The organism is Azonexus sp. IMCC34839 (assembly GCF_047047955.1).
Taxonomy (GTDB): domain Bacteria; phylum Pseudomonadota; class Gammaproteobacteria; order Burkholderiales; family Rhodocyclaceae; genus Azonexus.
In genome coordinates this window covers 38,537-64,453 of sequence record NZ_CP150631.1, presented here as the reverse complement: position 1 = coordinate 64,453, position 25,917 = coordinate 38,537, and the positions used below count along the sequence as shown (strand labels likewise).

General features: G+C 55.8%; 23 protein-coding genes. 14 read left to right on the top strand and 9 right to left on the bottom strand.

Translation table 11 applies throughout. The features are described from left to right. The 6 genes from WIF35_RS00435 to WIF35_RS00410 all read left to right on the top strand — a co-directional run bounded on the left by WIF35_RS00435 (position 1) and on the right by WIF35_RS00410 (position 7,245). On the top strand, positions 1 to 2,088 hold the full coding sequence (locus WIF35_RS00435) for a hypothetical protein (RefSeq protein WP_412479592.1): 2,088 nt from the start codon (positions 1 to 3) through the stop codon (positions 2,086 to 2,088). Further along, a complete protein-coding gene (locus WIF35_RS00430; RefSeq protein WP_412479591.1) occupies positions 2,078 to 3,688 on the top strand; it encodes an AAA family ATPase in 1,611 nt (536 codons plus the stop codon). The genes WIF35_RS00435 and WIF35_RS00430 overlap by 11 nt, the downstream gene beginning before the upstream one ends. A 315-nt stretch (positions 3,689 to 4,003) precedes the next feature. Continuing rightward, the gene (locus WIF35_RS00425) at positions 4,004 to 4,393 is read left to right on the top strand and encodes a TerB family tellurite resistance protein (protein WP_412479590.1); all 390 of its coding nucleotides are present in this window, start codon (positions 4,004 to 4,006) and stop codon (positions 4,391 to 4,393) included. Between the two features lie 3 nt (positions 4,394 to 4,396). Next, the gene (locus WIF35_RS00420; RefSeq protein ID WP_412479589.1) at positions 4,397 to 5,407 is read left to right on the top strand and encodes a hypothetical protein; all 1,011 of its coding nucleotides are present in this window, start codon (positions 4,397 to 4,399) and stop codon (positions 5,405 to 5,407) included. Between the two features lie 39 nt (positions 5,408 to 5,446). Then, entirely contained in the window at positions 5,447 to 6,916 is a 1,470-nt protein-coding gene (locus WIF35_RS00415; RefSeq protein ID WP_412479588.1) for a hypothetical protein, read from the top strand. Continuing rightward, a complete protein-coding gene (locus WIF35_RS00410; protein WP_412479587.1) occupies positions 6,913 to 7,245 on the top strand; it encodes a YkgJ family cysteine cluster protein in 333 nt (110 codons plus the stop codon). The genes WIF35_RS00415 and WIF35_RS00410 overlap by 4 nt, the downstream gene beginning before the upstream one ends. A gap of 50 nt (positions 7,246 to 7,295) precedes the next feature. Here WIF35_RS00410 and WIF35_RS00405 read toward each other — a convergent pair whose 3' ends face one another. Both WIF35_RS00405 and WIF35_RS00400 read right to left on the bottom strand, forming a co-directional pair. Continuing rightward, positions 7,296 to 7,907, bottom strand: a complete 612-nt coding sequence (locus tag WIF35_RS00405; RefSeq protein ID WP_412479586.1) for a hypothetical protein — start codon at positions 7,905 to 7,907, stop codon at positions 7,296 to 7,298. Further along, positions 7,904 to 8,842 (bottom strand): hypothetical protein, encoded by a 939-nt coding sequence (locus WIF35_RS00400; protein ID WP_412479585.1) that lies wholly within the window; start codon positions 8,840 to 8,842, stop codon positions 7,904 to 7,906. Before WIF35_RS00400 ends, WIF35_RS00405 begins: the two co-directional genes overlap by 4 nt. Positions 8,843 to 8,931: 89 nt before the next feature. On the opposite strand from WIF35_RS00400, the gene WIF35_RS00395 reads away from it, so the two are divergent. The 3 genes from WIF35_RS00395 (at position 8,932) to WIF35_RS00385 (ending at position 12,047) form a co-directional block, all read left to right on the top strand. Then, complete coding sequence (locus tag WIF35_RS00395; protein WP_412479584.1) at positions 8,932 to 9,954, top strand: transposase; 1,023 nt, start codon at positions 8,932 to 8,934, stop codon at positions 9,952 to 9,954. Between the two features lie 32 nt (positions 9,955 to 9,986). Next, complete coding sequence (locus WIF35_RS00390) at positions 9,987 to 10,799, top strand: NYN domain-containing protein (RefSeq protein WP_412479583.1); 813 nt, start codon at positions 9,987 to 9,989, stop codon at positions 10,797 to 10,799. Between the two features lie 66 nt (positions 10,800 to 10,865). After that, a complete protein-coding gene (locus WIF35_RS00385) occupies positions 10,866 to 12,047 on the top strand; it encodes a TniQ family protein (protein ID WP_412479582.1) in 1,182 nt (393 codons plus the stop codon). Between the two features lie 146 nt (positions 12,048 to 12,193). On the opposite strand, the gene WIF35_RS00380 is transcribed toward WIF35_RS00385, so the two are convergent. From WIF35_RS00380 to WIF35_RS00365, 4 genes are all read right to left on the bottom strand, one after another. After that, a complete protein-coding gene (locus WIF35_RS00380) occupies positions 12,194 to 12,952 on the bottom strand; it encodes a ComEC/Rec2 family competence protein (protein ID WP_412479581.1) in 759 nt (252 codons plus the stop codon). Between the two features lie 95 nt (positions 12,953 to 13,047). After that, entirely contained in the window at positions 13,048 to 15,063 is a 2,016-nt protein-coding gene (locus WIF35_RS00375; protein ID WP_412479580.1) for a methyl-accepting chemotaxis protein, read from the bottom strand. 56 nt (positions 15,064 to 15,119) lie between these two features. Beyond that, complete coding sequence (gene lolD / locus WIF35_RS00370; protein ID WP_412479579.1) at positions 15,120 to 15,797, bottom strand: lipoprotein-releasing ABC transporter ATP-binding protein LolD; 678 nt, start codon at positions 15,795 to 15,797, stop codon at positions 15,120 to 15,122. Further along, entirely contained in the window at positions 15,790 to 17,037 is a 1,248-nt protein-coding gene (locus tag WIF35_RS00365; RefSeq protein ID WP_412479578.1) for a lipoprotein-releasing ABC transporter permease subunit, read from the bottom strand. The genes lolD and WIF35_RS00365 overlap by 8 nt, the downstream gene beginning before the upstream one ends. Before the next feature lie 55 nt (positions 17,038 to 17,092). Between WIF35_RS00365 and WIF35_RS00360 the strand changes: the two genes are divergently transcribed. Genes WIF35_RS00360 through WIF35_RS00350 form a run of 3 tightly spaced genes read left to right on the top strand, consistent with a single transcriptional unit; the run spans position 17,093 to position 20,399 of the window. After that, entirely contained in the window at positions 17,093 to 18,154 is a 1,062-nt protein-coding gene (locus tag WIF35_RS00360; protein ID WP_412479577.1) for a hypothetical protein, read from the top strand. Beyond that, positions 18,151 to 19,839 (top strand): single-stranded-DNA-specific exonuclease RecJ, encoded by a 1,689-nt coding sequence (gene recJ / locus WIF35_RS00355; protein ID WP_412479576.1) that lies wholly within the window; start codon positions 18,151 to 18,153, stop codon positions 19,837 to 19,839. The genes WIF35_RS00360 and recJ overlap by 4 nt, the downstream gene beginning before the upstream one ends. 41 nt (positions 19,840 to 19,880) lie before the next feature. After that, a complete protein-coding gene (locus WIF35_RS00350; RefSeq protein WP_412479575.1) occupies positions 19,881 to 20,399 on the top strand; it encodes a GNAT family N-acetyltransferase in 519 nt (172 codons plus the stop codon). Here the strand turns inward: WIF35_RS00350 and lolA are convergent, their stop codons facing one another. The 3 genes from lolA to WIF35_RS00335 form a co-directional block, all read right to left on the bottom strand. Further along, entirely contained in the window at positions 20,400 to 21,017 is a 618-nt protein-coding gene (gene lolA, locus WIF35_RS00345; RefSeq protein ID WP_412479574.1) for an outer membrane lipoprotein chaperone LolA, read from the bottom strand. 70 nt (positions 21,018 to 21,087) lie between these two features. Next, positions 21,088 to 23,385 (bottom strand): DNA translocase FtsK, encoded by a 2,298-nt coding sequence (locus tag WIF35_RS00340; RefSeq protein WP_412481271.1) that lies wholly within the window; start codon positions 23,383 to 23,385, stop codon positions 21,088 to 21,090. A 10-nt stretch (positions 23,386 to 23,395) separates the two neighbouring features. Then, a complete protein-coding gene (locus WIF35_RS00335; protein WP_412479573.1) occupies positions 23,396 to 24,058 on the bottom strand; it encodes a Crp/Fnr family transcriptional regulator in 663 nt (220 codons plus the stop codon). 136 nt (positions 24,059 to 24,194) lie between these two features. Here WIF35_RS00335 and trxB point away from each other — a divergent pair, with 136 nt between their 5' ends. Together trxB and WIF35_RS00325 are read left to right on the top strand one after the other, a co-directional pair. Beyond that, positions 24,195 to 25,157, top strand: coding sequence for a thioredoxin-disulfide reductase (gene trxB / locus WIF35_RS00330; protein WP_412479572.1), 963 nt, complete (start codon positions 24,195 to 24,197; stop codon positions 25,155 to 25,157). 6 nt (positions 25,158 to 25,163) lie between these two features. Next, the gene (locus tag WIF35_RS00325) at positions 25,164 to 25,916 is read left to right on the top strand and encodes a Smr/MutS family protein (RefSeq protein WP_412479571.1); all 753 of its coding nucleotides are present in this window, start codon (positions 25,164 to 25,166) and stop codon (positions 25,914 to 25,916) included. Position 25,917 lies beyond the last annotated feature (1 nt).

The window sequence follows — 25,917 nt, the reverse complement described above, 5'->3', positions numbered from 1 at the left end:
ATGCTCTTTCGCAATCAAATATTCGAACACGTTGAAAGTAAACAGCAAGTACGTGTCCTCGAATTCGATGACGCTCATATCTGGATATTCAATCTGACGCTATCGAAAGCATTGCCGCGAAGTTACTTTTTTTCCGAGTTCAAAGCAGCGGTACAAGAAGGTCACTTCGTCGAGGTTGAAACAGGTACAGCAATTGCCCCGAGAAAGTACTCAGATGCCGCAATTCGACGACGCGACCATGCCCACAAAGCAATTGAACCGCTTATTCAAAACCCTGGAGTTCTAGACGCAGCAACACGCGGTCCATTAGTTCGCTTACGCGCGCGTGAACTCGGCTGTTCAGAGCAGACAATCTACACATATTTGCGAACCTACTGGCGAGGCGGCCAAAGTAAGCAGTGCTTAACTCCCGGTTTTCACAAAATTGGCGGGAAACGCGGTGAGACAAATGGACGGGGCCGTCCCCCCATCTATGGTCAATACGCGATTTATCAGCTGACAGACACTGACCGTTGCTGGATGAAAGAAGCCATCAATGGCATCTACTTGCGCGATAAGACCGAGACTGTTGTTAGCGCTTACGAGAGTCTACTGATGAAGCATTACTCATTCATCGATGGTGAAGGTAACTTACAACTGAAAAGCGCCGGTGAATGTCCAAGCGAAACTCAGTTTCGTTGGTATCTGAATCAAATTGTCAGCAAAGAACAAAAAATTCGCGCGCGTCATGGCGATGCAGAATTTGAACTTAATCATCGACCAATTATTGGTAGTTTGCGTACTGAGACATACACCGTCGCCCAGTACTACGAAATCGATGCAACCATCGTTGATGTCGTCTTAGTACACGAAGCCAATCGGGCAAAAATTATCGGCAAACCGACGCTTTACACCGTTCGCGACCGGAAAAGTCATTTAGTGGTCGGGTTTTACAGTGGATTAGAAAATGCGTCTTGGACAGCAGCAATGCTTGCCATCAAATCTATCGCTGAAGACAAAGAAGCACTTTGCAAAAAATTCGATGTCCCGTATTCGCCAGAAGACTGGCCTGCGCATCGATGTTTTCCGCAGGAATTTATTGCCGATCGCGGAAGCGAAATGCTCGGCGATGCGAGTACTCAATTGGCAGATGGCTTGGAAATCACCGTTCGCAATTTACCTAGCCGACGCGCTGATTGGAAACCGCATGTTGAATGTGGTTTCAAGCAGATTCAGCGCTCGCTTTCGTCATTGCCTGGTTATGTCCCTCCTGAGGATTTTGGCAAGCGTCAGAAATATGATCGCTCGCAAGATGCAGCAATGACGCTAAAAGAGTTCAACCGATTAATTCTTCTGAAAATCATACAACAGAACAAAGCGCCCATTTTGAACAATCCGATGCATACGAAACACATTCTTGATGGCATACAGCCAAGTTCTATCAATATTTGGAACACGGAAATACGCGAACGCGCGGGCCGGCCGACAATTTTCACTGAAGCGCAGGTTCGCTTCGCGCTCCTAACTCGAGCAGAAGCCAGCGTCACTCGCGAAGGCATTGCCTTTGGATACTGCCTTTATAGTGCGCCAGAAGCGCTCAATTACGGCTGGTTTGTTCAAGCTGGGCAGGGTCGCTTCAAAAAGAAGATTTCTTACGACAAGCGTCTCGTCGACACTATCTACGTGCATGACGAAAGTCTCCCTGAAGGCTATTTCACAGCGACTTTACAAGACCGTTGCAAAGACTACAGAGGTCTGAGTTTTGATGAAGTTAATGCTATCAACAATGCCGAGAAAGAAATCAGTCACAAGAGCAAACAAATTATTCGGCAACTTAACGCAGATTTCAAAAAAGAGGCAGCACCGTTGGTTGCGCACGCTGTAAAAGAAACGGCGAAAGCAACTAAGGGAAAAACGCGTAAGGCTCGAAGAGTCGACACCGTTGAAGCTCGAAGTGATGCAAGACGAATTGAACGACAAGAATCGACTATTTCAGGCTCGGAGACACCTCCTTCTCCTGCCGAAAACTCATCTCTCAACGGTGCTAGCTCAACGCAGCAACCGAAGTCTCGCAAACAACTTTTTGATGACTTGCTCAATGGAAAATAATCAATTTGCGGTTGAAGCTATCTACACTCCGCAGCGTATTCCACAATATCAAGGCAATCCCTTGATTGAAGCATTGCCGCCGGTTATTGAAGATGAGGCGATACTTCGTCAGTTGTTTTGCATCCCTGAGTTCACGCATGAACAACGGAACTGGAGCAATTCAGAACGCATTCAGATGATTTCTCAGCTGGGTAGCTTCATGCTCCCGCTCGACCGTCATCTTCAGTTGGCTCATGCCTTAGATACGATGATGCGACAGGGCTATGTGGGACGCATTCCTCGTAGTAGAGACAGTCATGCCGTATTTCAGAAGCTCTATGAGCAGCAGAAATCCGGTAAGACGTTCCAAAGCGCGCCGGGAAAACTGACTGCACAGTTATCGGGTGCATTTATCGGGATGCCCGGGATGGGAAAATCGACGACGATTGAACGCATCCTTGCTCGTATTCCCCCTGTCATTTATCACCCATCACTGAACTATTATCAGGTTCCGTATCTGAAGATTGAAACTCCCTACGATGGCGCAAGCATCAAAGGGTTTGCAGAATCCATCTTCCGTAAGATGGACTTGATATTGCCTGACGCACGATATGGGGAGCTCTACAGCAATCCGAAGTCAGGCGCAGAAGCATTGATGAATCACGCCGCACGCGTCATTCATACGCATGGCGTCGGCCTTTTGATTGCTGACGAAATTCAGAACTTGGAAAACGCACCCAAGAACCGACAAGCTCTGATGACGTTGCTTGTATCTGCATCGAATGAACTCGGCGTGCCGATTTTGTTTGTCGGCACCAATAAAGCGGAACGTGTTCTTTCTTTGGATTTTCGTCAGGCAAGACGTTCGTCCGGCATGTTCTCGATGTATTGGGACAGGTTAGTTCGAGGAGGAGAAGACACACCTTCCGAATGGGAGGATTTTCTAGAGGTGCTCTGGAAATTCCAGTGGGTCAAACATGAAACAAAATTGACGCCGGCCCTCGCCGAGTTGATGTACTTTCATTCTCAAGGGATTATCGACATCGCTATCAAGTTGTTTGCGCTCAGTCAGACACGTGCGATTTACGACGAATCCGAGCGTCTAACGGGAGACCTCATTCAGCGTGTCGCAGAAAAAGATATGGCTCTCGTTCAGCCAATGATTCAAGCAATCAGAACCAAAGACATTGCTGCATTGAATCGCTGCGAAGACATCAGGCCGATGCGGCTTGATGAGCTGATGGCAGATATCCGCACAAGCTACTCTGGGCAGTATATTCGTGGCGCAGTAGTTCGCCCCTCTAGCCCTGAGTATCTGCCAACTGTCACCGACACTCTGAAGAACCTTGGCTTTGAAACAAGCGATGCTTCTAGATTGGCCGCGTCGGTGAAAGACAAGTCGACAAATGTCATTGATGGCGTAAAGAAGGCGCTTCACCGAGCGACATCTGAACGAAAGCGCGACGAAAAACTTGAGAGTGGCGCTAATGCTGCTTTCCCAGAATACCCAGTCGGTGACTATCGCAATGCACTCAACCCAGCTGTATCAGGAAACTCGACGTACGAGCGGCTGAAGCACCTTCAAATGCTGCCCAACCTCGAAGCTTTGCTGTCGGTTTGACTTTGCAACTTCCTCATTGAGTGTTCAATGAGCCATAACAACCTCCTTCAGACAAAAACTGAAGAAGGGAAAATTTGCCATTTCCTCAAGCAAGTTATGCCAGTAATGCACTCGAAAACCCCTACCTGTGTGCGACACAGATAGGGGGAAAGCAGTCGACATTCCATTCAATTGACATATACAAACACCACCAATGTCATATTGACAATTTTTTTTATGAATCCGAAACTCTAAAAGTGGAAGCCAACAAAGTTTCTGCCATATTCACCATAAGCGGCTTTGAGGCTCTGACCTGTTCAACAACGTGGAGTAAATATGTTCTTAGATCGACTGAATGCCAAGCAGCAGGGTGCTTTACTCGGCCTGGCCACTCAGCTAATTGAGGCAGACGGGAATATCTCCCAGGAAGAGACGTTACTACTGAACGCGCTACGTGTTCAGATGGCTGCTAACGTTTCTCCGCTTTCCGTGTCACTCAATGAACTTCCAAGCTTGTTCCAATCGAACACTTCGAAAGGAGCTTTTCTGCTTGAATTGCTCGGGATAGCCCATGCCGACTCCGAGTACCATGTCAGTGAGAAGGATTTCATCAGCAAAGTCGCGGCTTCGCTAGGTATTTCTGATACTACGCTAGCCGACATGGAAAGCTGGGTCTGTCGCCAATTTGCCCTCACGCGTGAGGCTGAGCAATTTTTGGAGGCCTAAGAGATGCCCCTACCTCTATTACTAGCCGGCGCGGCACTTTTGGCTGGTGGCTATGGCGTCAAGAAAGGGATTGATGCTAAGAACAGTTTTGATGAGGCTGAGTCACTTAATTCAGAAGCTGAACAGATTTACGATAAAGCCAGCAATAGCCTCGAGAAAGCGCGCAAAAGTGCCCAGAAAGCAATGGATGGTCTTGGAAAGCTCAAATTTGAAATCTATGAGCTTCGGTTGATCCCATTTGTTGAAGCCTTCTCAAAAATCAAGAATATTGATTTCCAAGACCAACGACTGAAAGAAGCCTTTCATCTGGCAGGGGTTAGCCAGAACGATATGCTCGCTATCGAGAAGTCTGCGCTGGACATGAAACAGGTTGTTGGAGGTGGGGTTACTGCACTAGGTGCAGGCGGTCTAGCTGGTTTGGCCGCCTACGGTGGAGTCGGTGCTTTGGCATCTACGGCTGGCGGCACGGCGATAGCTGGACTAAGTGGAGCTGCCGCAACGAACGCAACTCTGGCATGGCTTGGCGGAGGAGCCTTGAGTGCTGGCGGTTTTGGTATGGCTGGCGGTGCAGCTGTACTAGGGGGAATTGTTGCTGGTCCGGTGCTGGCTATTGGAGGCATGATGCTCGCCTCAAAAGCGGAGGAAGCACGGCAAAATGCCTACAGCAACAGAGCAAAAGCTCGGGCAGCAGCAGAAGAAATGAAGACTGCGAGAACAGTCACCAAAGGGATTGAGAAACGCTTCACCGAAATCCAAGACGTGCTTCGTGAGCTCGACAAGCACTTTGACCCTCTTCTTTCGGGCTTGCAGAAAGTTGTCCGACACGGCACAGACTACAGTAGCTATTCGATGGAGAATCGCAAGGGAATCATGATGGCGGCAGCAATGGCTAAGACATTGAAAAACGTCCTTGAGGCGCCATTGCTGAACGAAAATGGTTCTCTGACGGCTGCCTCCAGAAATGTGATGTTGGAAGCACATGACAAACTGCTTGAAATAGAAAACGCTCAATAAACGGATACCGGAGGAGCCCCCTCCTCCGGTAGAAAACACGTGGATAAAAAAAGTATCGACCACCTCGAACTGCGTGCGGCCTCCTTGGTAGCCGACAAGCAGACTCAACACATTACTGAAAAAACCCTAGAACTTTTCAATGACGCAGAACTGCTACGCAAGATTGCCGATAGCAGATCACGAATGTCCGCTGAACAGGCTCAAGGTTGGCTATTCGAACAGATTGAAGTAACCAAATTCAATTTGGACTCCCTAAGAAAGGGAAGCTCGCTACAAGCCGCTACAACGGATAGTTTGGGAATGACCAACCACGAAGTTGCCGACGTAATAATTAGAAAAGGCAAACAATCAATAAAGGAATTTCAGCTTAAGTCTGGAAACAATGCAGCCTCTACTGCTTTCATGCTTTCTGATGAGAAATATGCAGAGGTCGGTCTTGTTGGCCCATCCGACCAGCACGGCGATGTCCAAAGACTGTACAAAGCACGAATCTCGACCGGCACACTTAAGGCAAAAGACTACGAGAGTGCCCAGCAGCGTCTTCATAAAGGTGTAGAAGCTGAGAACGTTTCATCAGGAGGGACTGAATACTCTGAAGCGCTGAAAGCAACCGATCCTGAACATGCTGACAAACTAGCATCGAAATTTAAGCGTCAAGGTGTTGCCACGGAAATGCATCGATCCGGTTGTGAGGCAGGAAAAATCGGTGCGGCAATCTCCGGAGGGGTTTCCAGTATTTCTGGGCTAATTCGCTTAGCCAAGGGTGAGGCAGAAACTGGCGAAATCGTCGCACAAGTGGCTGTCGATGCAGCGAAGGGTTATGCAACAAGTTATGTAACCACTGCAATGAGCAAAGGTATAACGCATGCGACTCAAGCCGGGTTAGCCAAGGTAGCAGGTGACGAATTTGCTAAGGTTGCGACCAACGCATTTACTAAATCAAATGCTCACACCGCTTTGGCTGCCGGCATCGTCCAAAGCGGGAAATCGCTTGTACGCTATCTCAGAGGCGAAATCGACGACGATGAACTGTTGTCAGAGGTAAGTCATACCGCGATTACTGGCGCGAGCACCTTTTATTACGGTGCCCTGGGACAAGCGGTCATTCCAATCCCTGTAGTTGGAGCATTCGTAGGGTCGACCGTAGGTTACTTTGTAGGCAATATGCTTCACCAGTCTGGCTTGATAAGCCTCGGTGAAGCGGCAGTGGTTCAGGCCGCAAGAGAGCGGCGAGAACGGGTTGAAGCTCTCTGCATGACCGCTATCCCGCTAATGCGCGCTCATCGCCTAGAGTTGGAGGCGCTAATGGAGAACCATTTTAGCGAGCGCCGAAAGATACTGACATCTGCATTTGATGAATTGGAAATGTCGATGTTTGACTGGGAGGCAGACAAATTTACTGCGAGCTTGGAACGCGTTAACAATGCGTTTGGCACCGCTCTCCCTTTCAAGACCTTCGCTGAATTTGACCAATTCATGAAGGATGACGATCAAACTTTCGTGTTGTGACCGAATTCCCTTGTTATCGCTGTGGTGCCTGTTGCCGCAATGTGCACCTTGCCATTGAAACGGCCCATCTCGACCGCGGTGATGGTTGCTGTCGACATTACGATGAGAAACAAAAGCTCTGTCTGATTTATTCTGACCGGCCAGATATCTGTCGAATCAATGTTCAGTATGCCGAGAAATACATCAACCACATGTCGTGGGAGTCTTTCTGTGCAATCAACCTTGAGGCTTGCAGGCAACTAGAAAAGCTGGTGGCCTCAAGGAATATTGACACATCTAGTAAGATGAGCGCGATTGCGATTGAATTGAGCAAAATTATCCCATCTTGATGGAAATTATTTGGCGAGAGACTCCAACTCTAGTCTGAATTGATTGCCAATCAAACTAATTGCTCAAACATAACTGAAGCTCGCTCACGCAATCCGGCTATAGCGTGACGAACTGAAGCTGCATCTGACAGATCGGACAACTTCAGTACCTCACCATATGCACGATATCCTGGATTGCCATCGCAGGTTGAAACTTTTCCGAATTCAGGATAGTCCGTGCAACTCCAAATTTTGTAGTACCAATTACATGACTCTTTGCTGGGCTCGATGCAAAGAAAGAAATAGATTCTCAATTCGCTGTCACTTTGCTCAGGAGCCAACTTCTGTTCTCCAGACTCACCATTTCCGGTATCACTACGTACCCAAACATCAATTAGTAGATCGCCCTTTTGATGATGATGAAAAGGATCCTCCTGTCCGCCGTCTCGAAGCCATAAAACCGAAATATCGTTGAACGGAAGAAGACGCTTTCCGCCGTCATTACTGCGCTCTAAACGAGCAAGGTCTCGTGGAGTCTGATTTCGACAGTGGTGGTGATAGTGTCTTGCACCTAATTCTTCCCTCACCACGCTGAGTAGCTCAACGACCCGCTGTTGGTAGTCTGCCAACAATCGATATGCTTTTCGAACATCAATCAAGGCATTTGAAATAGAACTGGTCATTCGAGAAAACTCCAAGCTTTTGTTGGGAAAAAACTACTTGATATACCTGGGCTCGGTAGATCAGCGAGCGATAGATTCAATCGAACTGTTGGTGTTTTGAGAATTGGATTTGTTGATATCGGAACAACAACTGGGTAAGTGATGGTGTTGATCCCAACCGGACTTAGTTCAGATAGCCATCTATGCCCTTGGGAACGAATTCCGTGCCATTCATAGGTAGCAGCAACGTCATTAAGCATACGCTGAAGCCCCGGCATGCTCTCTGACCCAGCCTTCAATATCGCTGATTCGAGTGTTAGGAAAATCTCTTGCCAGCTCTTGCAAACTAGATCGAACTCAAATTTTTCGTCATCCAGTACCGATTCGACATCCTCTTTCAACTTTGCAGTTTCCTCCAAGGAATAATCCTTAAGGCCTCCTATCGTCAGGAGAATGGGAAATTGCACTTCATCTTTTTCGATGACGGCCTGAAGTTCACGCGCAAGTTGTGCTGGATTCTGTTGTATTTTGCAATCGGTGCGTTTTGCTTCGACCAGAACTGTACGCTCAGAACCATATATGACTACGTCTGGCTCGATTTTCCCTCCATTGAGTGAGTAATCGCTAGGCCAGAACTTGATTTCTTGAACCGCACCAATTTGATCGTCTTTTGTCTGAAGCAACTCCTCGAGAAACTCATTCAATATTGGCTCAGGCAAGTAAGACAACCTTTCGAACACAGTAGCAGTCAATACGTCCTCTGCTCCGTCCAAACCGCTGACACTGAGTTGCTTGCCTGCGAGGCCGGTTCCACGACGCTTGCCGTTCAATATCGCTGTAAGCATTCCCTTTTCCCGAAAAAACGCACCAACTTGATTCTTTCCGAATTGCCCAAATGCAAGACAAGCCGGACTCAAGGCAATCAGTGAAATCCTTTGCTTGCCAACTGTGAGCAAGCGCTTTGCTGACACAGTGCATGTATTAGCTGCTTAGCTATCTAGCAATTGCGCTATACGTTAACCCGTATCGCTGAACTCATCTACCCATGGCCTGGATTGAAGGAATTGCACAAACACCACATGGCTTCGTACTCGACACAATCAATGAAAACGGATTCGAGAATCAAGAATCACTTGCCACGCTTTCGTCAAAGTTCACGAATCGAAAAACCTCGCGGAAACGATTAACCACAGACTGCCAGACTTGGTCTGCTGTTTCAGCAGAGCCGTTCTGGCGATTCCTAGGAATCGCCGCTTCAAAACCACGTGATAGACATAGTGTGTTCAAGATGGAACACGAAGAAACTGAGTACCTGATACCGGCAAGCGTCGTAATAGCTGCGATGCTACGTCCAATCAAGCATATCTTTCCTTACCTTTTTCGACCGCATGGCCTAGAGCAAATTTCCATTCCTCTGTTTGACGCTTCCAGCCCTAGCGTAGGTTTCTATATTCCGGTGCACCGAGTTGTCGGAAACACTCGAACGTTAACTGATGGATTGCACGCCGGATTGTCCTGGATGCATTGTTTTCCAAGTGCCCGAGAAATGTGGGATAGCGTTTATCACTCGGCGCTGACAGGAAAATTGAACATCAACCTGCCAAAAGCAAGTATGACAACCGTCTTACATTCAATTGCTTGGAAAAACACCCATCTGGTCACTGAGATGACCATCACAAAAATCTGGGCTAACGAAGCTCCATTTGAATTCGCAAAAGGTCACGCTGCCGAATTCGCACTGCATGAAAGTGCTACTACTGGATGGGTAGTCGCGAGTCGCAGTAAGCCCAATCTAACGAAGCTATGCAACATGTCGTCACTCTCGGATGAAGAGTGGGAGCAACTGGCCCCGCGCATGATTAAGATGAACTCGACTAAACACGACCTCCGCTCCATCATCGACCTAATTTTATTAAAGCTGAAAACAGGAACTCCTTGGAGCAACTTAGATTTTCGGGGACTCAATCGTCCCATTGTTGTCTATACCTACCAGAGCATGTTACGGGACGGACGCTGGGAGTATTTGGAGAACACACTTCACACGACCCGAAACGCATATGCTTTATGATTTAGCAGTCAATTACTAATCTGAACTGCAAAATGGTATCCCCCAAACTGATAGCAAAAATCGAATCCGAAGAACCGACGCTACGCCTTGCGGTACTCATCGACGCGGATAACGCACAGGCCGCAGTTATAGAGGGAATTTTGGCCGAGATCGCACGCTTCGGCGAAGCATCAGTAAAGCGAATTTACGGCGACTTCACGTCACCGAATAGCTCTTCCTGGAAAAAGGTATTACAGAAATACGCTATCAAACCCGTGCAGCAGTTCGCTTACACCACCGGAAAAAATGCAACCGATAGTACCCTCATCATCGATGCTATGGACCTGCTCTACACGCGCCGCTTCGATGGTTTTTGCCTAGTAACAAGTGACAGCGACTTCACTGGTCTGGCGACACGCATCAGAGAAGAAGGGCTAATGGTTTTCGGTTTCGGAGAACAAAAAACTCCCGACGCATTCCGGAATGCATGCCACAAATTCATCCTCACTGAAGTCTTACGCCCCAGTGTTACCGAGCCGGACAAGGTCAACCCAACCAAACAGCAACAGACTCAAAACGCATCCTCCGTTGTGCTAATCGCAAGCCCGGAAACTACTCCGTTCCCTCGCCAGTTCATCCTTGCTGCATTGGAGGAGTCTTCAGATGAGAATGGCTGGGCCCACTTGGGCACATTTGGCAGCTACCTGACCAAACTGCAACCAGACTTCGATTCCCGTGTTTATGGCTTCAAAAAACTTTCCGATCTAGTCAAGGCTATGACAGATATCTTTGAGCTTGAGGAGCGGACCTTACCCGGGCAAACACAGAAGCAGTTGTATCTACGCGCAAAAAAATGTAGCAACTAGTAGGCAAACGTCTCATCTGCACGAAAGATTGGCAGCATTACCTAGACGGTGCTTTACTGAAACGTCATGGCGAAAATCTACTACTGTCCTGAACCATATCCTGACGAACTAATCGGCAGTACTCTGGTTCGGGCAGGTCGCCATTTGGGACTATCCATTAAGCGAACGCATGATCTGTTTGGGCTCACTCCGACAAGTCATTGGCCCCTGTTGTTCCAGAATCAGCTTCAGTCCATCGCGATTGCATTGGGGAAGCCGGCAGATGAATTGCTGTTTAAGCATACCCCGTTTCTATACGTCACATCTTTCCTCAGCTACGAACAGACTGCTCGCATGACGAGCAACTACTGCCGATCCCAGCATGGGAAATCGTCGGCACTATCTCAATCGGCCACGATAGGCGGAGCAGTTGCTCGATATTGTGAAGCGTGCATTGAAGATGACCAACGAGTGTATGGCGAGGATTACTGGCATCGACGACACAACTTGCCGTTTGTATCTCGCTGCTGGAAACATGGCACGCGACTGAAGATGTCGGTCCGCAAAAATGCCGGAATCAGCGTAATCGGATTGCCACATGAACAGCATGGCTCAACAGTAACACCTGCGTTTCATGAGCACATACACGACCGTCTTGAACGTCTTTCTATTGCTCTACTGGATTCAACGTTTAGGCAACCACCGGTGGTTTGGCAGCGATCCTATCGGCAAATAGCTCAGCAGCGAGGTTTCCCACGGCAAGGGAATCAACTTTCATCTATTGCCATAGCCAAAGGATTTATTGGTTATTTTGGGAAAGCAGAGCTAATACGTGCAGGACTTAATGTCCCAGACAAACCCAACTCATGGCCGGTTACACTGTTGAGACTGAACGAAACCTCAAACGTCTCGGCGAAGCACATCTTAATGCAGGTCTATCTTCAGTGCGCACCGGTGCCAGAGGTAGTTACAACAACAGTGCCTGGACCCCGGCCTCTCAATTGCAAACTGATGGACCCGGTCTTTGCATCAGCAATCCGGAAACGAGTAGCAAACCTGGCAATTGGATGCCGTATTACGGTAAGCCAGCTGCTCAATCAGTTGGGCATCCTTCAACAAGTACTACACAACAGATCAATGCTTCCGCTTACTGCTGCTGCCATAGCAGAGTTCCGTAGTACGGAATTCTCTGAACGGCAAACGGGTCGGCGGCCACGGAAGAATTTCCGGTCAGCCAAAAAAACCCAAAGAAACCAGGGATCTTATTAAAGTTATTAATTGGAGCGCAAATTTCAATTACAAACAGAATTAAAGACCTCAAGTTTATTTAACTCCCCCCTCTGAGACCTAAGGCCTTCTGCCTCAAAATCTTATTTATCACCTAGTTTTTTGGCCCTGAAAAAATACGCTCATTTCTAAGCAAATTTCAAAACCGCCAGCTCAAGTTTCGATTCTGATTCACCACCGTTGACCGCCTTCTGATCGCCCACCGCCAGCGCCACCAGGATGCCGACCTGCGGATAGCGCTCGATCGGCAAGGCGGCGAAAAAGCGACTGCGTACCGCGTCGCGCAGGCGCTCGACGGCGTAGCCCAAGCGCCAGACCATGGAGTCCAGGCGCTGACCCGGGCCGGGCCGCACATAGCCGGTCGCGCGGATATTGCGTTCGAGCAGCCAGGCCTCGTAATCGAAACCGCCGGGATTGGCGTTGCCATGCGGCCGTTTCAGGCGCACCGTCAATTGCCAACGTTCGCCCGGCCGCAGCGGTGGCAATTCCGCCTCGCCCTCGCTACGCCCCCGGTACCAGGAAAGCATGATCCTGCCCGGCACCGCAGCCCCTTCCGTGGCCACCCGCTCGACGTCGAATTCGAAGCGACTGCCATTGGCGAAGCCCTGCGGCAAGCCCGCAATGACGCCAACGATCCCGACATCGCTGCCTTCCATGGCTATCGGCAGTTCATCGGCCAAGCGCAATTCGGCACGCCAGGCCGCCCAACCGAAACCAATCAGCAAACCGGCAACGAGAATCAGCGGAAATCTCGCCGCAGCACGCCATAAACCGCCAAGACCCAACAATGCCGAACCGGCCAACAGGAAAGGCCACGCGGCCAGCAATTCCGGTTGGGTTTGCAGGGCGATGACCCCGGCGGCAAAGGCAAGAATGGGCAAGCGCATGCCCAGATCATAAACCGGCGCCTTCGAGGATGGGACGTTGCCGTCGCCCAAAAAGAAAAAGCCGGCTGACGCCGGCTTGCAGAGCGATCCGTGGATCAGGTCTTGAAGCGGGCGACCTCACCGCTCAGGGTTTCCGCCAGCTGGCGCAGTTTGTCCGAGGTGTCCGCATTGGTGCGGGCCGCCGCATTGTTCTCCTCGGCCATCTGAGCAATACGCTCGACGTTCTGCGCGATCTCCGTACTGGCCGCTGCCTGCTCGCGTAGCGCGACAGTAATTTCCGACACCGCATCAACCACATGCCGGGAACGATCCTGCACCTGGAGGATGGTTTCACCCGCCTGCTTGGCCTTGTCGACACCGAGTGCGACGCGCTCCACGCCCTGCTTCATGCTGCTGACTGCAGCGGTCGTGCCGGACTGGATGCTGCCGATCATGTCGGCAATCTCCTGCGTCGACTTGGTCGTACGCTCGGCCAGCTTGCGTACTTCGTCCGCCACCACGGCGAAGCCGCGTCCGGACTCGCCGGCACGTGCCGCTTCGATGGCGGCATTGAGCGCCAGCAGATTGGTCTGGTCGGCAATATCCTTGATGGTGCCGACGATGGTCGAAATCTCATCGGACTTCTGGCCCAGCGCCTCCACGGTCTGCGCCGAATGGTTCACGGTGCTGGCAATCCCTTCGATTTCAGCCACCACGCCATCGACAATACGTCCGCCTTCGGCCGCCACCTCGTCGGATTCGCGCGAGGAGCTCTGCGCATCCTGCGCATTGCGCGCGATATGATCGACACCGACGGTCATCTCTTCCACTGCCGCTGCCATACTCGAAGCGGAATCGCTTTGCGCTCCCGTGCTGACCGATATCTGATGGCTGGATGCGGCCAGCTGTTCGGCAGCTCCGCGCAAGGACAACACATCGGCCTGAACCCGCCCGAGCAACTGACGGAAGGCTGCCGCCATCGCATTGAAATCCATGCCGGCAGCGTGCAATTCGTCCTTGCCCTCGGTCACGAATTCAACTGTCAGATCTCCATCTGCCAAACGCTTGGCGCCTTCAGAAAAGACGCGAATGCTGTTGATGACCGAATAGTAGGTACCGATGCTCAGATAACCAACCACCAGCATGACCACGAAGGCAAGGATCAGTTGGAACGTCAGATGGCGCTGAGCTTCCGCCTTACGCGCTTGCAACTGCTGCTCGAACTGCGGAATCAGCGTATCGAACATGACCTTGTAACCAAGGTCGATCACTTGCGTGGTCATCGCGAAGTATTCCTGCGGCGGCGTGGCGAATTTCTCGCCGAGAACATCCTCACGGACCAGAGCGAAAAGTTTTTCGACGCCCGCCGTAAACTCCTTGGTCGGACCGCTCAGGCTTCCCTGCAAGGTTGGGACATAGCGCATCACCTTTTCCAGATTGTGATTCTGGGCATTCAAGGTGTTGGTCATTTGTCCGAGTTGAGCACTGAGGTCGACCCGCATCTGCGGCGACAACTCCTTGCGCGTCAGCACACCGGTGCCACGGGCGCGCAGGATGCCCAAGGGCTCCAGCATGGCCGGCATCTTGGAAACGACGGTATCCATGAAATAGTAGGTATCGATGGCCGGATCGAGCGTCAGTTCCGTCTCATCCGCCATGTCGACCATCAGTACCAAGACCTTGGCGATCATCCCGGAATGCCGCTTCAGGTTATCCGGCGCCGGCCAGGTCAGGCCTTGCGACTGAATGGCCAACCAATCGTCGCGAATGCTCCGCCACTCGGAGCCTTCACGGAGCTTCTGCGGCAAGGCGGCATCGGTAGCAGCGACAGCTTCGGCTACTTCCTTTTCCTTGGCCGCCCGCTTTTCCTTCATCGCCTCATTGCCGTTCAACACCCCGGAGGACAAACCGCGATGCTGCTGCATGACCTGAACCATGCGGTTCAGCGGCTTCAGCACCTGGACGCCATCCAGTTCATGCTGCGCTGTATTGATGTCGCGATACAAATTCGTGACAACCGTTACCAGCAAAACGGTCAGAACAATAGAAATGGCCAAACCCAGAACGAAAAACTTGCTGGTATAGCGAAGGCGATTCATCAATGCGATCGCTGGTGCAAACAGTGCTTGCATAGTCATTTCTCCAGCCCTCCTGCAAGGGCAGCAAAAGTTGTTATTTTTCTCAAATACTACTCTGAGATGCGCCCGTCATTCAAGACCAATACCCGATCTGCTCGCGCCGCCAGACTCCGGTCATGCGTCACCATGACCAGGCTGGCCTGTTGCTGACGCACCCGCTCGATCAGCAAATCGAAGACTACGGCTGCGGTATGACTATCGAGATTGCCAGTCGGTTCATCGGCCAGCAGGCATGACGGTTCGCTGACCAGCGCCCGGGCAATGGCCGCCCGCTGCCGCTCGCCTCCGGAAAGTTCGCCCGGCCGGTGTTCGAGGCGGTGGCCGAGGCCAACGGCCGCCAGCATCGCCGCCGCCTTCTCGAAGGCCGCATCGCGCACCTCACGGCGGATCAGTAAGGGCATGGCCACGTTTTCCAGCGCCGAAAACTCGGGCAGCAAATGGTGGAACTGATAGACGAAGCCGAGATGCTGGTTGCGCCAATCGCCGCGGTGCACCTCGTTCAACGCCGAAAAATCGCGCCCCATCAAGGTCACACCGCCCACCGTCGGCGTATCCAGGCCACCTAGCAGGTGCAGCAAGGTACTCTTGCCCGAGCCCGAAGCACCGACAATGGCCACCGTCTCACCAGCCAAAACCGTGAGGTCGATGCCCTCGAGTACCGGCACCTCCAGACCACCGCCACGAAACACCTTGCCCAGTCCCTGGGCCTGCAGGATGGTTTCACTCATAGCGCAACGCCTCCGCCGGATTGACGCGCGAGGCACGCCAGCTCGGATACAGCGTCGCCAGTAGCGACAAGACGAAAGCGATCAGGGTCACGCCCCACACATCTCCCCATTGCAGATCCGACGGCAGGTCGGAAATGTAATAAACGTCCTTGGCCAGGAAGTGAATGCCCAGCATCCGTTCGATGAAAGGCACCACCACATCGATGTTCAAGGCCAGCGCCACACCGCCGGCCACGCCAAGGCCAAGGCCGATGAAACCGACCAACGCCCCCTGCACGACGAACACCGCCATGATCGACAACGGTCGAGCCCCCAGGGTACGCAAAATGGCGATATCCGCCTGCTTGTCCGTCACGGCCATGACCAATGTTGACACAAGGTTAAATGCTGCCACTGCCACAATTAGAGACAAAATGATAAACATCATATTTTTCTCAATCTGGACAGCGCGGAAGAAGTTGGCGTGGCTCTTCGTCCAGTCGTGCAGGTAGGCGTCGGCGTTGATGTAGGCGGCCAACTCGCGCGCGATGCGGGGCGCCTGGAAGAGATCATCCACCTTCAGGCGTACGCCGGTCACCCGGTCGTCCATCTGGTAGAGCTTCTGCGCGTCCTGCAGATGGATCAGCGCCAGGCCCGAGTCGTATTCGTACATGCCGACCTCGAAGATGCCGACCACCTTGAACGATTTCAGCCGCGGCACCACGCCGGCCGGCGTTACCGTTCCCTGCGGTGCAATCAGCGTCACCTTGTCGCCGGTAAAAACGCGCAGCGAACGTGCCAGATCGGACCCCAGCACGACGCCGAACTCACCCGGCCGCAGGTCGTCCAGGCTGCCGCTCTGGATGGTCTTGCGGAAATCCGCCACCTTGTCTTCCTGGTCGGGCAGAATGCCGCGCACGATGGTGCCCTTGACCCCGCCATCGACACTGAACATGCCCTGCGACTGCACGAAGGGCGCGCTGGCCTTGACCTCAGGATGCTTCATCGCCTGCGCGGCGATGGCCGGCCAGTTATCGAGTTCGCCGCTGATGCCGGTGATCTGGATGTGCGAAGCGACGCCGAGAATGCGCGTGCGCAACTCCTTCTGGAAACCGTTCATGACCGAGAGCACGACGATCAGCGCCGCAACGCCCAGGCCGATACCCAGCATCGAGATCAGGGAAATGAATGAAATGAAGTGGTTGCGACGCTTGGCCCGCGTGTAGCGCAAGCCGATCAGCAACTCGTAAGGCAATGCCATGTGTATAGCCCGAACAGCGAAATTCGCTATGGTACACTTTTCCCGTTAACCGACCGTGACAGCCGCAACCGTGCACCTCACCCTGCTTGTTCCCGAACTGATCTGGCCCGAACCGGGCGACCAACTTACCCTCGGGAACCTGGCGCTGCCCGGCCTGAGCTGGCTGCTCGCCCGCGGCCAGTTGCAACGCCGTGCATCCGAACCTTTTGAACAGGTGCTCGCCAACCGCTTCGGCCTGAGCGACGCTCCCTTCGGCGCCCTGCGTCTGCTCGGCGAAGCCGACGGCGAACTCGCCCGCGATGGCCATTGGCTGTGCGCCGACCCTGTGCACCTGCGTTTCCACCACGAGCGCATCGTACTGGCCGATGCCGGCGCCTTCGAATTGGCCATGGACGAAGCCACAGCCTTGGTCGAGGCACTCAATGGCGAATTCACCGACGTCGGCCGCTTCCACGCCGCTGACGCCCGCCGCTGGTATCTGCAATTGAATGCTGCGGTGGACCATGCTGTCGAGCCACTTTCCGCCATCGCCGGCAAGCGTATCGCCGCCGATCTCCCGGGTAATGCCGCGCCGCTCACCCGCTGGCTCAACGAGGTGCAGATGTTCCTGCACAACCACCCGCTCAACGACAAGCGCCAGGCGGCCGGCCATCCGGCGGTCAATAGCCTGTGGCTGTGGGGTGCCGGCACCCTGCCGTCCGTCGCGCAGACCGGCGACGCCGCCGTCTGGAGCGACAATCCGCTCGCCATCGGCCTCGCCCGCGCCGCCGGCATGCCCGCCCGACCTCGTCCGGACGGCCTCGCCGGCCTGCTCGACCAGGCCCGCGCCGACCGTCAGTTCGTCGTCCTCGACCAGATGTTGCCGCCGGTACTCTACGAAGACGGCGAGGCCTGGCGCCAGGCCGCCACCGAACTCGACCGGCAGTGGTTCGTCCCCTTGCGCTCTGCGCTGGGCCGCCGCATCAAGCACCTGACCCTGATCGCCCCCACCATCTACGGCTGCCTCGAATGGCAATTCACCGGCGCCGAACGCTGGAAATTCTGGCGCAAGGAACGCCCGCTGGCCGCTATCGCCAGCGAACTGGCCCAGCAATTCGCCGAAGGAAAACCCGCTTGACCCGCATCGTTACCCGCAACGTCCCGGCCCGCGCCGTCTGGCAACTGGAACAGCAAGGCCTGCACCCGCTGCTCGCCCGCCTCTACGCCGCGCGCGGCATCACCGACAAGACCGAACTCGACTACGAGTTGAAGTCCCTGCTGCCGCCCGCTTCGCTGACCAATGCGCTCGATGCGGCACAAATGCTGGCCGACGCCATCGAAGCCGAAGCCAAGCTGCTGATCATCGGCGACTACGACTGCGACGGCGCCACCGCCACGGCGGTCGGCATGCGCGCCCTGAAGGCGCTCGGCGCCGACGTCGATTTCCTGCTGCCCGACCGCTTCAAGCTGGGCTACGGACTGTCGCCGGAAATCGTCGATCTCGCCGCACAACAGTCGCCTGACCTGATCATCACCGTCGACAACGGCATCGCCAGCCTCGAAGGCGTCGCCCGCGCCCAGCAACACGGCATCGCCACGCTGATCACCGACCACCACCTGCCGGGCGAATCGCTGCCGGCGGCCGATTGCATCGTCAATCCGAACCAGCCGGGCTGCGACTTTCCGTCCAAGAACATCGCCGGCGTCGGCGTCATGTTCTACGTCATGCTCGCCCTGCGCGCCGAGTTGCGCGAGCGTGGCTACTTCAGCGAACGCCCCGAACCCAATTTCGCCGACCTGCTCGACTTGGTCGCCCTCGGCACCGTAGCCGACGTGGTCAAGCTCGACCGCAACAACCGCATCCTGGTCAGCCAGGGCCTGAAGCGCATGCGCGCCGGCCGCCTGCAAGCCGGCCTCGCCGCGCTGTTCAAGGCCGCCGGCCGAGATCCGCGCCGCGCCACGGCCTTCGACCTCGGCTTCCTGCTCGGCCCGCGTCTCAACGCCGCTGGCCGCCTGGCCGACATGCGACTGGGCGTCGAATGCCTGATCACCGACGATCCGGCGCGCGCCCTGCAAATCGCCCAGCAACTCGACAATTTCAACCGCGAGCGCCGCGAAATCGAAGCCGACATGCAGGCGCAAGCCCTGCACCTGCTGGATAACACCGATTTCGACGACAGCGCCGCCGGCATCGCCCTGTTCGACGACAGCTGGCACGAAGGCGTCATCGGCATCCTCGCCTCGCGCATCAAGGAAAAACTGCATCGTCCGGTCTTCGCCTTCGCGCCGAGCGAAGGCGGCATCATCAAGGGGTCCGGCCGTTCCATTCCTGGCCTGCACCTGCGCGATGCGCTCGACCTGGTCGCCAAGCGCGCCCCCGGCCTGCTCGTCCGTTTCGGCGGCCACGCCATGGCGGCCGGTGCCACCTTGCGTGACGGCGATTTCGCACGTTTCCAGACGCTCTTCGCCGAAGTCGCCAACGAATTACTCGACCCGGCCGACCTGACCCGCACGCTGGAAACCGACGGTGCCCTCGAAGGTGGCTACATTTCGCTGGAAACCGCGCGCCTGCTGGAAAACGAAATCTGGGGCCAGGGCTTCCCGGCGCCGCTCTTCGTCGATGAATTCGATGTCGAGCAGCAGCGCATCCTCAAGGAAAAACATCTCAAGCTGCGTCTGCGCAAGGGCAACAGCCGCATCGAAGCCATCCAGTTCAATTTCGCCACCCAGCCCGGCCCACGCACCCGTGCGGCCTACCGGCTGTCGATCAACGAATACATGGGCGTCGAAAGCCCGCAGTTGATGATCGAGCACCTGGAATAAGCGGCCTGAAAATTCGCCTTTTCGGGCAGTGCACCGCAGCAATGACCTCGACACGCCAGGAAATTCATATCCGCCCGATGCAGGCGACCGATATCGCCGGCGTGCTGGCCGTGCAGGCACTGTGCTACGCCCCGGCGATGAACGAGTCGGCGCAGACCATCCTGCATCGCCTGCAACAGGCAGCCGACTTCGCTTGGGTAGCCGACACACCACTGGGCATCGTCGCCTATCTGGTCACCTACCCCTCGCAACTCGGCAAACTGACCCGCCTGGGCGAGGCATTCCAAGTGAGCGACTCGGCGGATTGCCTCTATCTGCACGATCTGGCCGTTGCGCCAAGCGGCAAAGGACTCGGCCTGGGGCAACGATTGGTGGAACACGCCTTTGCGCTCGCCCGCAAGCGGGCTTTGCATCATGCAGCACTGGTTTCGGTACAGGATTCAGGTGACTACTGGAAAAGCCTCGGCTTCGTCGCGCAGGAAATCGACCAACCCAGGCAACGGGCCGCACTGACCAGCTACCCGGCGCCGGCCATCTACATGACCCGCAAGCTGACCTGATTATTCGCCGACGACGTCAGTACCGGCCGGCGGCGTAAAGCGGAAGACACTGGCCGGCAAGGCCGGATTGCGTTCGAGCTTGGCGAAACGCACCACCGTCGTCTGGCCGAAGCTGTCGAGCAATTCCATCGCCTTCAGGTCACCACCGGCGAAGCCCATGCGCACCCGCTCGAAGCCGCTATCGCTGGCTTTCGGCGTCGCCTCGACCCAATCCAGGCCGTCGCCGCTGCCGGCTTCCTTCAAGGTGAAGTTCTTGTCCAGCTCGTTGCTGCCGGACAGCAGTGCCGCCGGCGAGGAGCCGATGGCCTGACCGGCCTTGCGCACCGTCACCTGCTGCAACTCGGGGTCGTGAATCCACACCTTCTCGCCATCACCGACGACCAGTTGCGGATAGGGCTTCTGGATTTCCCAGCGCAACTTGCCGGGACGCGAGATGGCGACCAAGCCCGACGATTGCTGCGGCTTGCGGCCGCTCTTGGCGATCACCGTCTGGCTGAATTCGGCCTTCAGCGTGCGCGTGCTCTGCAAAAACTGGTGCAGTTGATCGATGGCGCCGGCATGGGCGAGGAGCGGAAAGGCCAGTGCTGCGGTGCACAGCCATTTTTGGGCAATTTTCATGCGGCAAGCTTACCGCGCCAACGAGTGGCGCGGTGTTTCAGGGTGTAACGAAATGGGACAAGGGCCGCAATCACTCGGCCGGTTTTTTCATCAGCACTTCGCGCCCGCCACGCCCATCCATGGCCGAGACGAGGCCGGCCTGCTCCATGGCCTCGATCAGGCGAGCCGAGCGGTTATAGCCGATGCGCAAGTGGCGCTGAACCAGCGAAATCGAGGCGCGCTGGTTCTTCAGCACGATATCGACGGCCTGGTCGTAGAGCGGATCGCTCTCGGCATTGCCACCGCCCTCGCCAACTTCGCCGCCGCCCTCGTCGTCGCCACCGGCGCCGTTCAGGATGTCCTCGACGTATTCCGGGGCGCCCGTCGATTTCAGATGCTCGACGACGCGATGTACCTCGTCATCGGAAACGAAGGCGCCATGGACGCGGGTCGGGTAACCGGTACCCGGCGCCAGGTAGAGCATGTCGCCCATGCCGAGCAGCGCTTCGGCGCCCATCTGGTCGAGGATGGTGCGCGAGTCGATCTTGCTGGAAACCTGGAAGGCAATGCGGGTCGGGATGTTGGCCTTGATCAGGCCGGTGATGACATCGACCGAGGGCCGCTGCGTGGCGAGGATCAGGTGGATACCCGAAGCGCGTGCCTTCTGCGCCAGACGGGCGATCTGTTCCTCGACCTTCTTGCCGACGACCATCATCAGGTCGGCCAGTTCGTCGATGACGACCACGATGTAAGGCATGAACTGCAACGGCTCAGGCGCTTCCGGCGTCAGGCTGAGCGGGTTCGGGATATGCTCGCCGCGCTTCTCGGCATCCTTGATCTTGGTGTTGAGGCCAGCGATGTTTCGCACGCCCATGGCCGACATCAGCTTGTAGCGTTTTTCCATCTCGGTCACGCACCAGTGCAGCGCATTGGCGGCCTGCTTCATGTCGGTGACCACGGGCGCCAGCAGGTGCGGGATGCCTTCGTAGATAGACAGTTCGAGCATTTTCGGATCGACCATGATCAAGCGCACATGGTCCGGCTCGGACTTGTAGAGCATGGACAGGATCATCGCGTTGACCCCGACCGACTTGCCGGAACCGGTCGTACCGGCCACCAGCAGGTGCGGCATCTTGGCCAGGTCGGCCACCACCGGCTGACCGCCGATATCCTTGCCCAGACAGACGGTCAGCGGGCTGCCCATGTCGTTGTAGGGCTTGCTCGAAATGATCTCGCACAGCTTGACGGTCTGCCGCTTGGGATTGGGCAGCTCAAGCGCCATGCATGACTTGCCCGGCACGGTCTCGACGACGCGGATCGACACCATGGCCAGCGCCCGCGCCAGGTCACGCGCCAGATTGACGATCTGCGCGCCCTTGACGCCGACTGCCGGCTCGATTTCGTAACGGGTGATGACCGGCCCCGGCAGAGCGGCCAGCACCTTCACCTGCACGCCGAAGTCGGAGAGCTTGCGTTCGATCAGGCGCGACGTGTATTCCAGCGTTTCGGCACTGACCGTCTCGGTCACCGGCGGCGCCGGATCGAGCAGGTGCAACGGCGGCAGCTTGCCGCCGACGATGGCTTCCGGGAAGAGCATCTGCTGCTTTTCGCGCTCGACGCGGGCCTCGGCCTTCTTCGACACAGGCACGGCCGGCGGCGCCGGCGTTTCGATGACGATAGGCTCATGCAGCTCGACACGGCGTTTCTCTTCCTCGACCACCACCTCGCGTTGTTGCGCGACTTCCTTGCCGATCTGGCGATCGCGCCAGGCATCGACCCGGCCATAGAAGAAGCCAACGAAGGATTCCAGCCCGTAACCGAGCTTCTCGAAGGCCCACAGCCAGGACATGCCGGAAAAGACGCTCCAGCTGGCGGCAATCAGGGCGAGCAGCAGCAAGGTCGAGCCGGTATAGCCCAATTGCGTCGCCAGCAGCTTGCCCAGTTCGATGCCGAGCATGCCGCCGGGGGCCAGCGGCAATTGCGCCTTCAGCGAATAGAAACGCAGTGCTTCCAGCGAGCAGCTGGCCAGCAGCAGGATGACGAAACCGATCAGCGACAGAATCAGCGAGCGCTCGACCGGATCGGCATCGCTGTTGTATTTGCGAAAGCCCCACCACACCGACATGCCGAGCAGCACGATCCACCACCAGGCGGACAAGCCGAAAACGTAGAGCAGCAGATCGGCGATCCACGCCCCGGCGCGGCCGGCCGGATTGTGCAGGGTCTGCGAAGCGACGGAATGCGACCAGCCCGGATCTTCGCCATGAAACCCCCACAGGGCCAGGATCAGGAAAAGCGTGACCGCACCGACGGCCAGCCAGCGCGATTCCTGCAACAAAACACCGATCTTGTCCGGCAACGCGCTGGGCGCTGCGTTGCGCTGAGCCATACGCGCCACGTCAGCTCCCCAGGATGACCGTACGGTCGCCTTCGACGGCGATATAGCCGCTCAATTCGAGGTCACGCATTACCTTGCTGACCATTTCGCGCGATGCGCCAATCATTCTTGCCATATCCTGCTTGGAAATCTTCTTCTTGATCACACGCCGCCCGTTTTCCTCTTCCGAGAGATCGAGCAGCAACCGCGCCACGCGGCCATAGACATCGAGTAGCGCCAGGCTCTCGATCTTGCGGTCGGCCTCGCGCAGACGCTGGACCAGCACCTGCATCAGCTTCAAGGCGACCTGGAAATTATCCTGCATGCAGCGCTGGAAGGAATCCTTTGACAACACCAGCAATTCGCAGGCCTCTGCCGCCACTACGTTGGCGGAACGCGGGCTGCCGTCGATCAGGCCCATTTCGCCGAACGACTCGCCTGGCCCAAGCCAAGCCAGGATGATCTCGCGCCCTTCCTCGTCGTGGTTGGTCACCTTGGCCCGACCGGTCAACAGGATATACAGCGAATCCGTGCTTTCTCCCGCGCGCACGACGAATGCCCCGCGCTCGACCCGACGCCGTCCGGAAACCTTGGACAGCTTTTCCAGTTCGACCTCGTCCAGCCCCGAAAACAGCGGCAGGCTGCGTAATACCAATAGACTAAGACCACCGGGAGTCGCTGACATAAATCAGTTTCCGTTCATAGTGTTACGATTCGATTATAAACTGCTTTCGAAAAAGCTATGGAACTTATAAAAAATCGTTGGCTCAGACCCGGCTATAATTTTCCGATCCATTACCCAGAGCTAGCAGAGAACGATCATGACCCAGAATGTCCGCCATACCCCGCTCATCATCCTCGGCTCCGGCCCGGCCGGCTACACTGCCGCCGTCTATGCCGCCCGCGCCAACCTGAAGCCGGTCCTGATCACCGGCCTCGCCCAGGGCGGCCAGCTGATGACGACGACCGAAGTCGACAACTGGCCGGCTGCGGCCGACGGAATCCAGGGTCCGGAACTGATGGCGAACTTCGAAGCCCATGCCCGTCGTTTCGAGACAGAAATCATCTTCGACCACATCCACACCACCCAACTGACCGAGAAGCCGTTCAAGTTGATCGGCGATGCCGGCACCTACACCTGCGATGCCCTGATCATCGCCACTGGCGCCTCGGCCATGTATTTGGGCCTGCCCTCCGAAGAAAAGTTCATGGGCAAGGGCGTTTCCGCCTGTGCCACCTGCGACGGCTTCTTCTACCGCAACAAGCCGGTCGCGGTGGTTGGCGGCGGCAATACTGCCGTCGAAGAGGCACTTTACCTCGCCAATATTGCCAGCCATGTGACGGTGATTCACCGCCGCGAAAAATTCAAGGCCGAGAAGATCATGCAGGACAAGCTGTTCAAGAAGGCCGAGGAAGGCAAGGTCACCATCCTGTGGAACAGTACGCTGGACGAAGTGCTGGGTGACGACTCCGGTGTTACCGGCCTGAACGTCAAGAACGTGCAAACCGGCGCGCTGACCAAGGTGGATGTGCACGGCGTTTTCATCGCCATCGGCCACAAGCCGAACACCGACATCTTCGCCGGCCAACTGGAGATGGACAACGGCTACCTGGTCACCCAGGCCGGCCGTAATGGCAACGCCACGCAGACCAGCATTCCCGGGGTGTTCGCTGCCGGCGACGTGCAGGACCAGATCTACAAACAGGCCTGCACCTCGGCCGGTTCCGGTTGTATGGCCGCGCTGGACGCCGAGCGTTACCTGGACAACCTCGGCCACGCCTGATCGCCCTTGATCGACCCGGAAGACCTCGCCGCCTTCCATGCGGCGGTAGCGGATGCCAAACCGCTACCGCCGGTCGATCGCGCAGAAATCACTCGCCCGAAGAAACCGCCGCTACCGCGCCCCAGAAGCTACGAACCGGACACGCGAACGCCCGCCAAGCCGACGCTGGCAGACCCCCTGCCCGCCCACTGGCACGCGCATCGCGAGGGAAACGTTCCGCCCAGGCCGACCGACCCCGACCAACTGGCCTTCCTGCAGGCCATCGCCGGCGTCGAACCGCTGCCCGAGCGCAATCTGGTGGTGCACGGCAACCGCCCACCGCCTCCCAAGCCGCTGCAGCACATCGCCGACGAGCGTGCCGCGCTGCATGAAAGTCTGCACGGCCACATCGGCCTGCAGGACCGCCTTGAAGGCGGCGACGAACCGCATTACTTGCGCCACGGCCTAGCCAATACCGTCCTGCGCGACCTGCGTCGCGGGCGCTGGGTCCTCCAGGGCGAACTCGATTTACATGGCTTGAATCGCGAAGAAGCACGCCATCAATTGGCGGCCTTCCTTGCCGCCAGCCTTCACGCGGGAAAACGCTGCGTCCGGGTCATCCACGGCAAGGGTCATGGCTCGCCGCAAAAGCTTTCCATCCTGCGCCAGCTGGTGCGTGGCTGGCTGGCGCAACGTATCGAGGTGCTCGCTTATTGCCAGGCCAAGCCGGCCGACGGCGGCGAAGGCGCCCTGATCGTCCTGTTGCGCAACCAGAAATGAC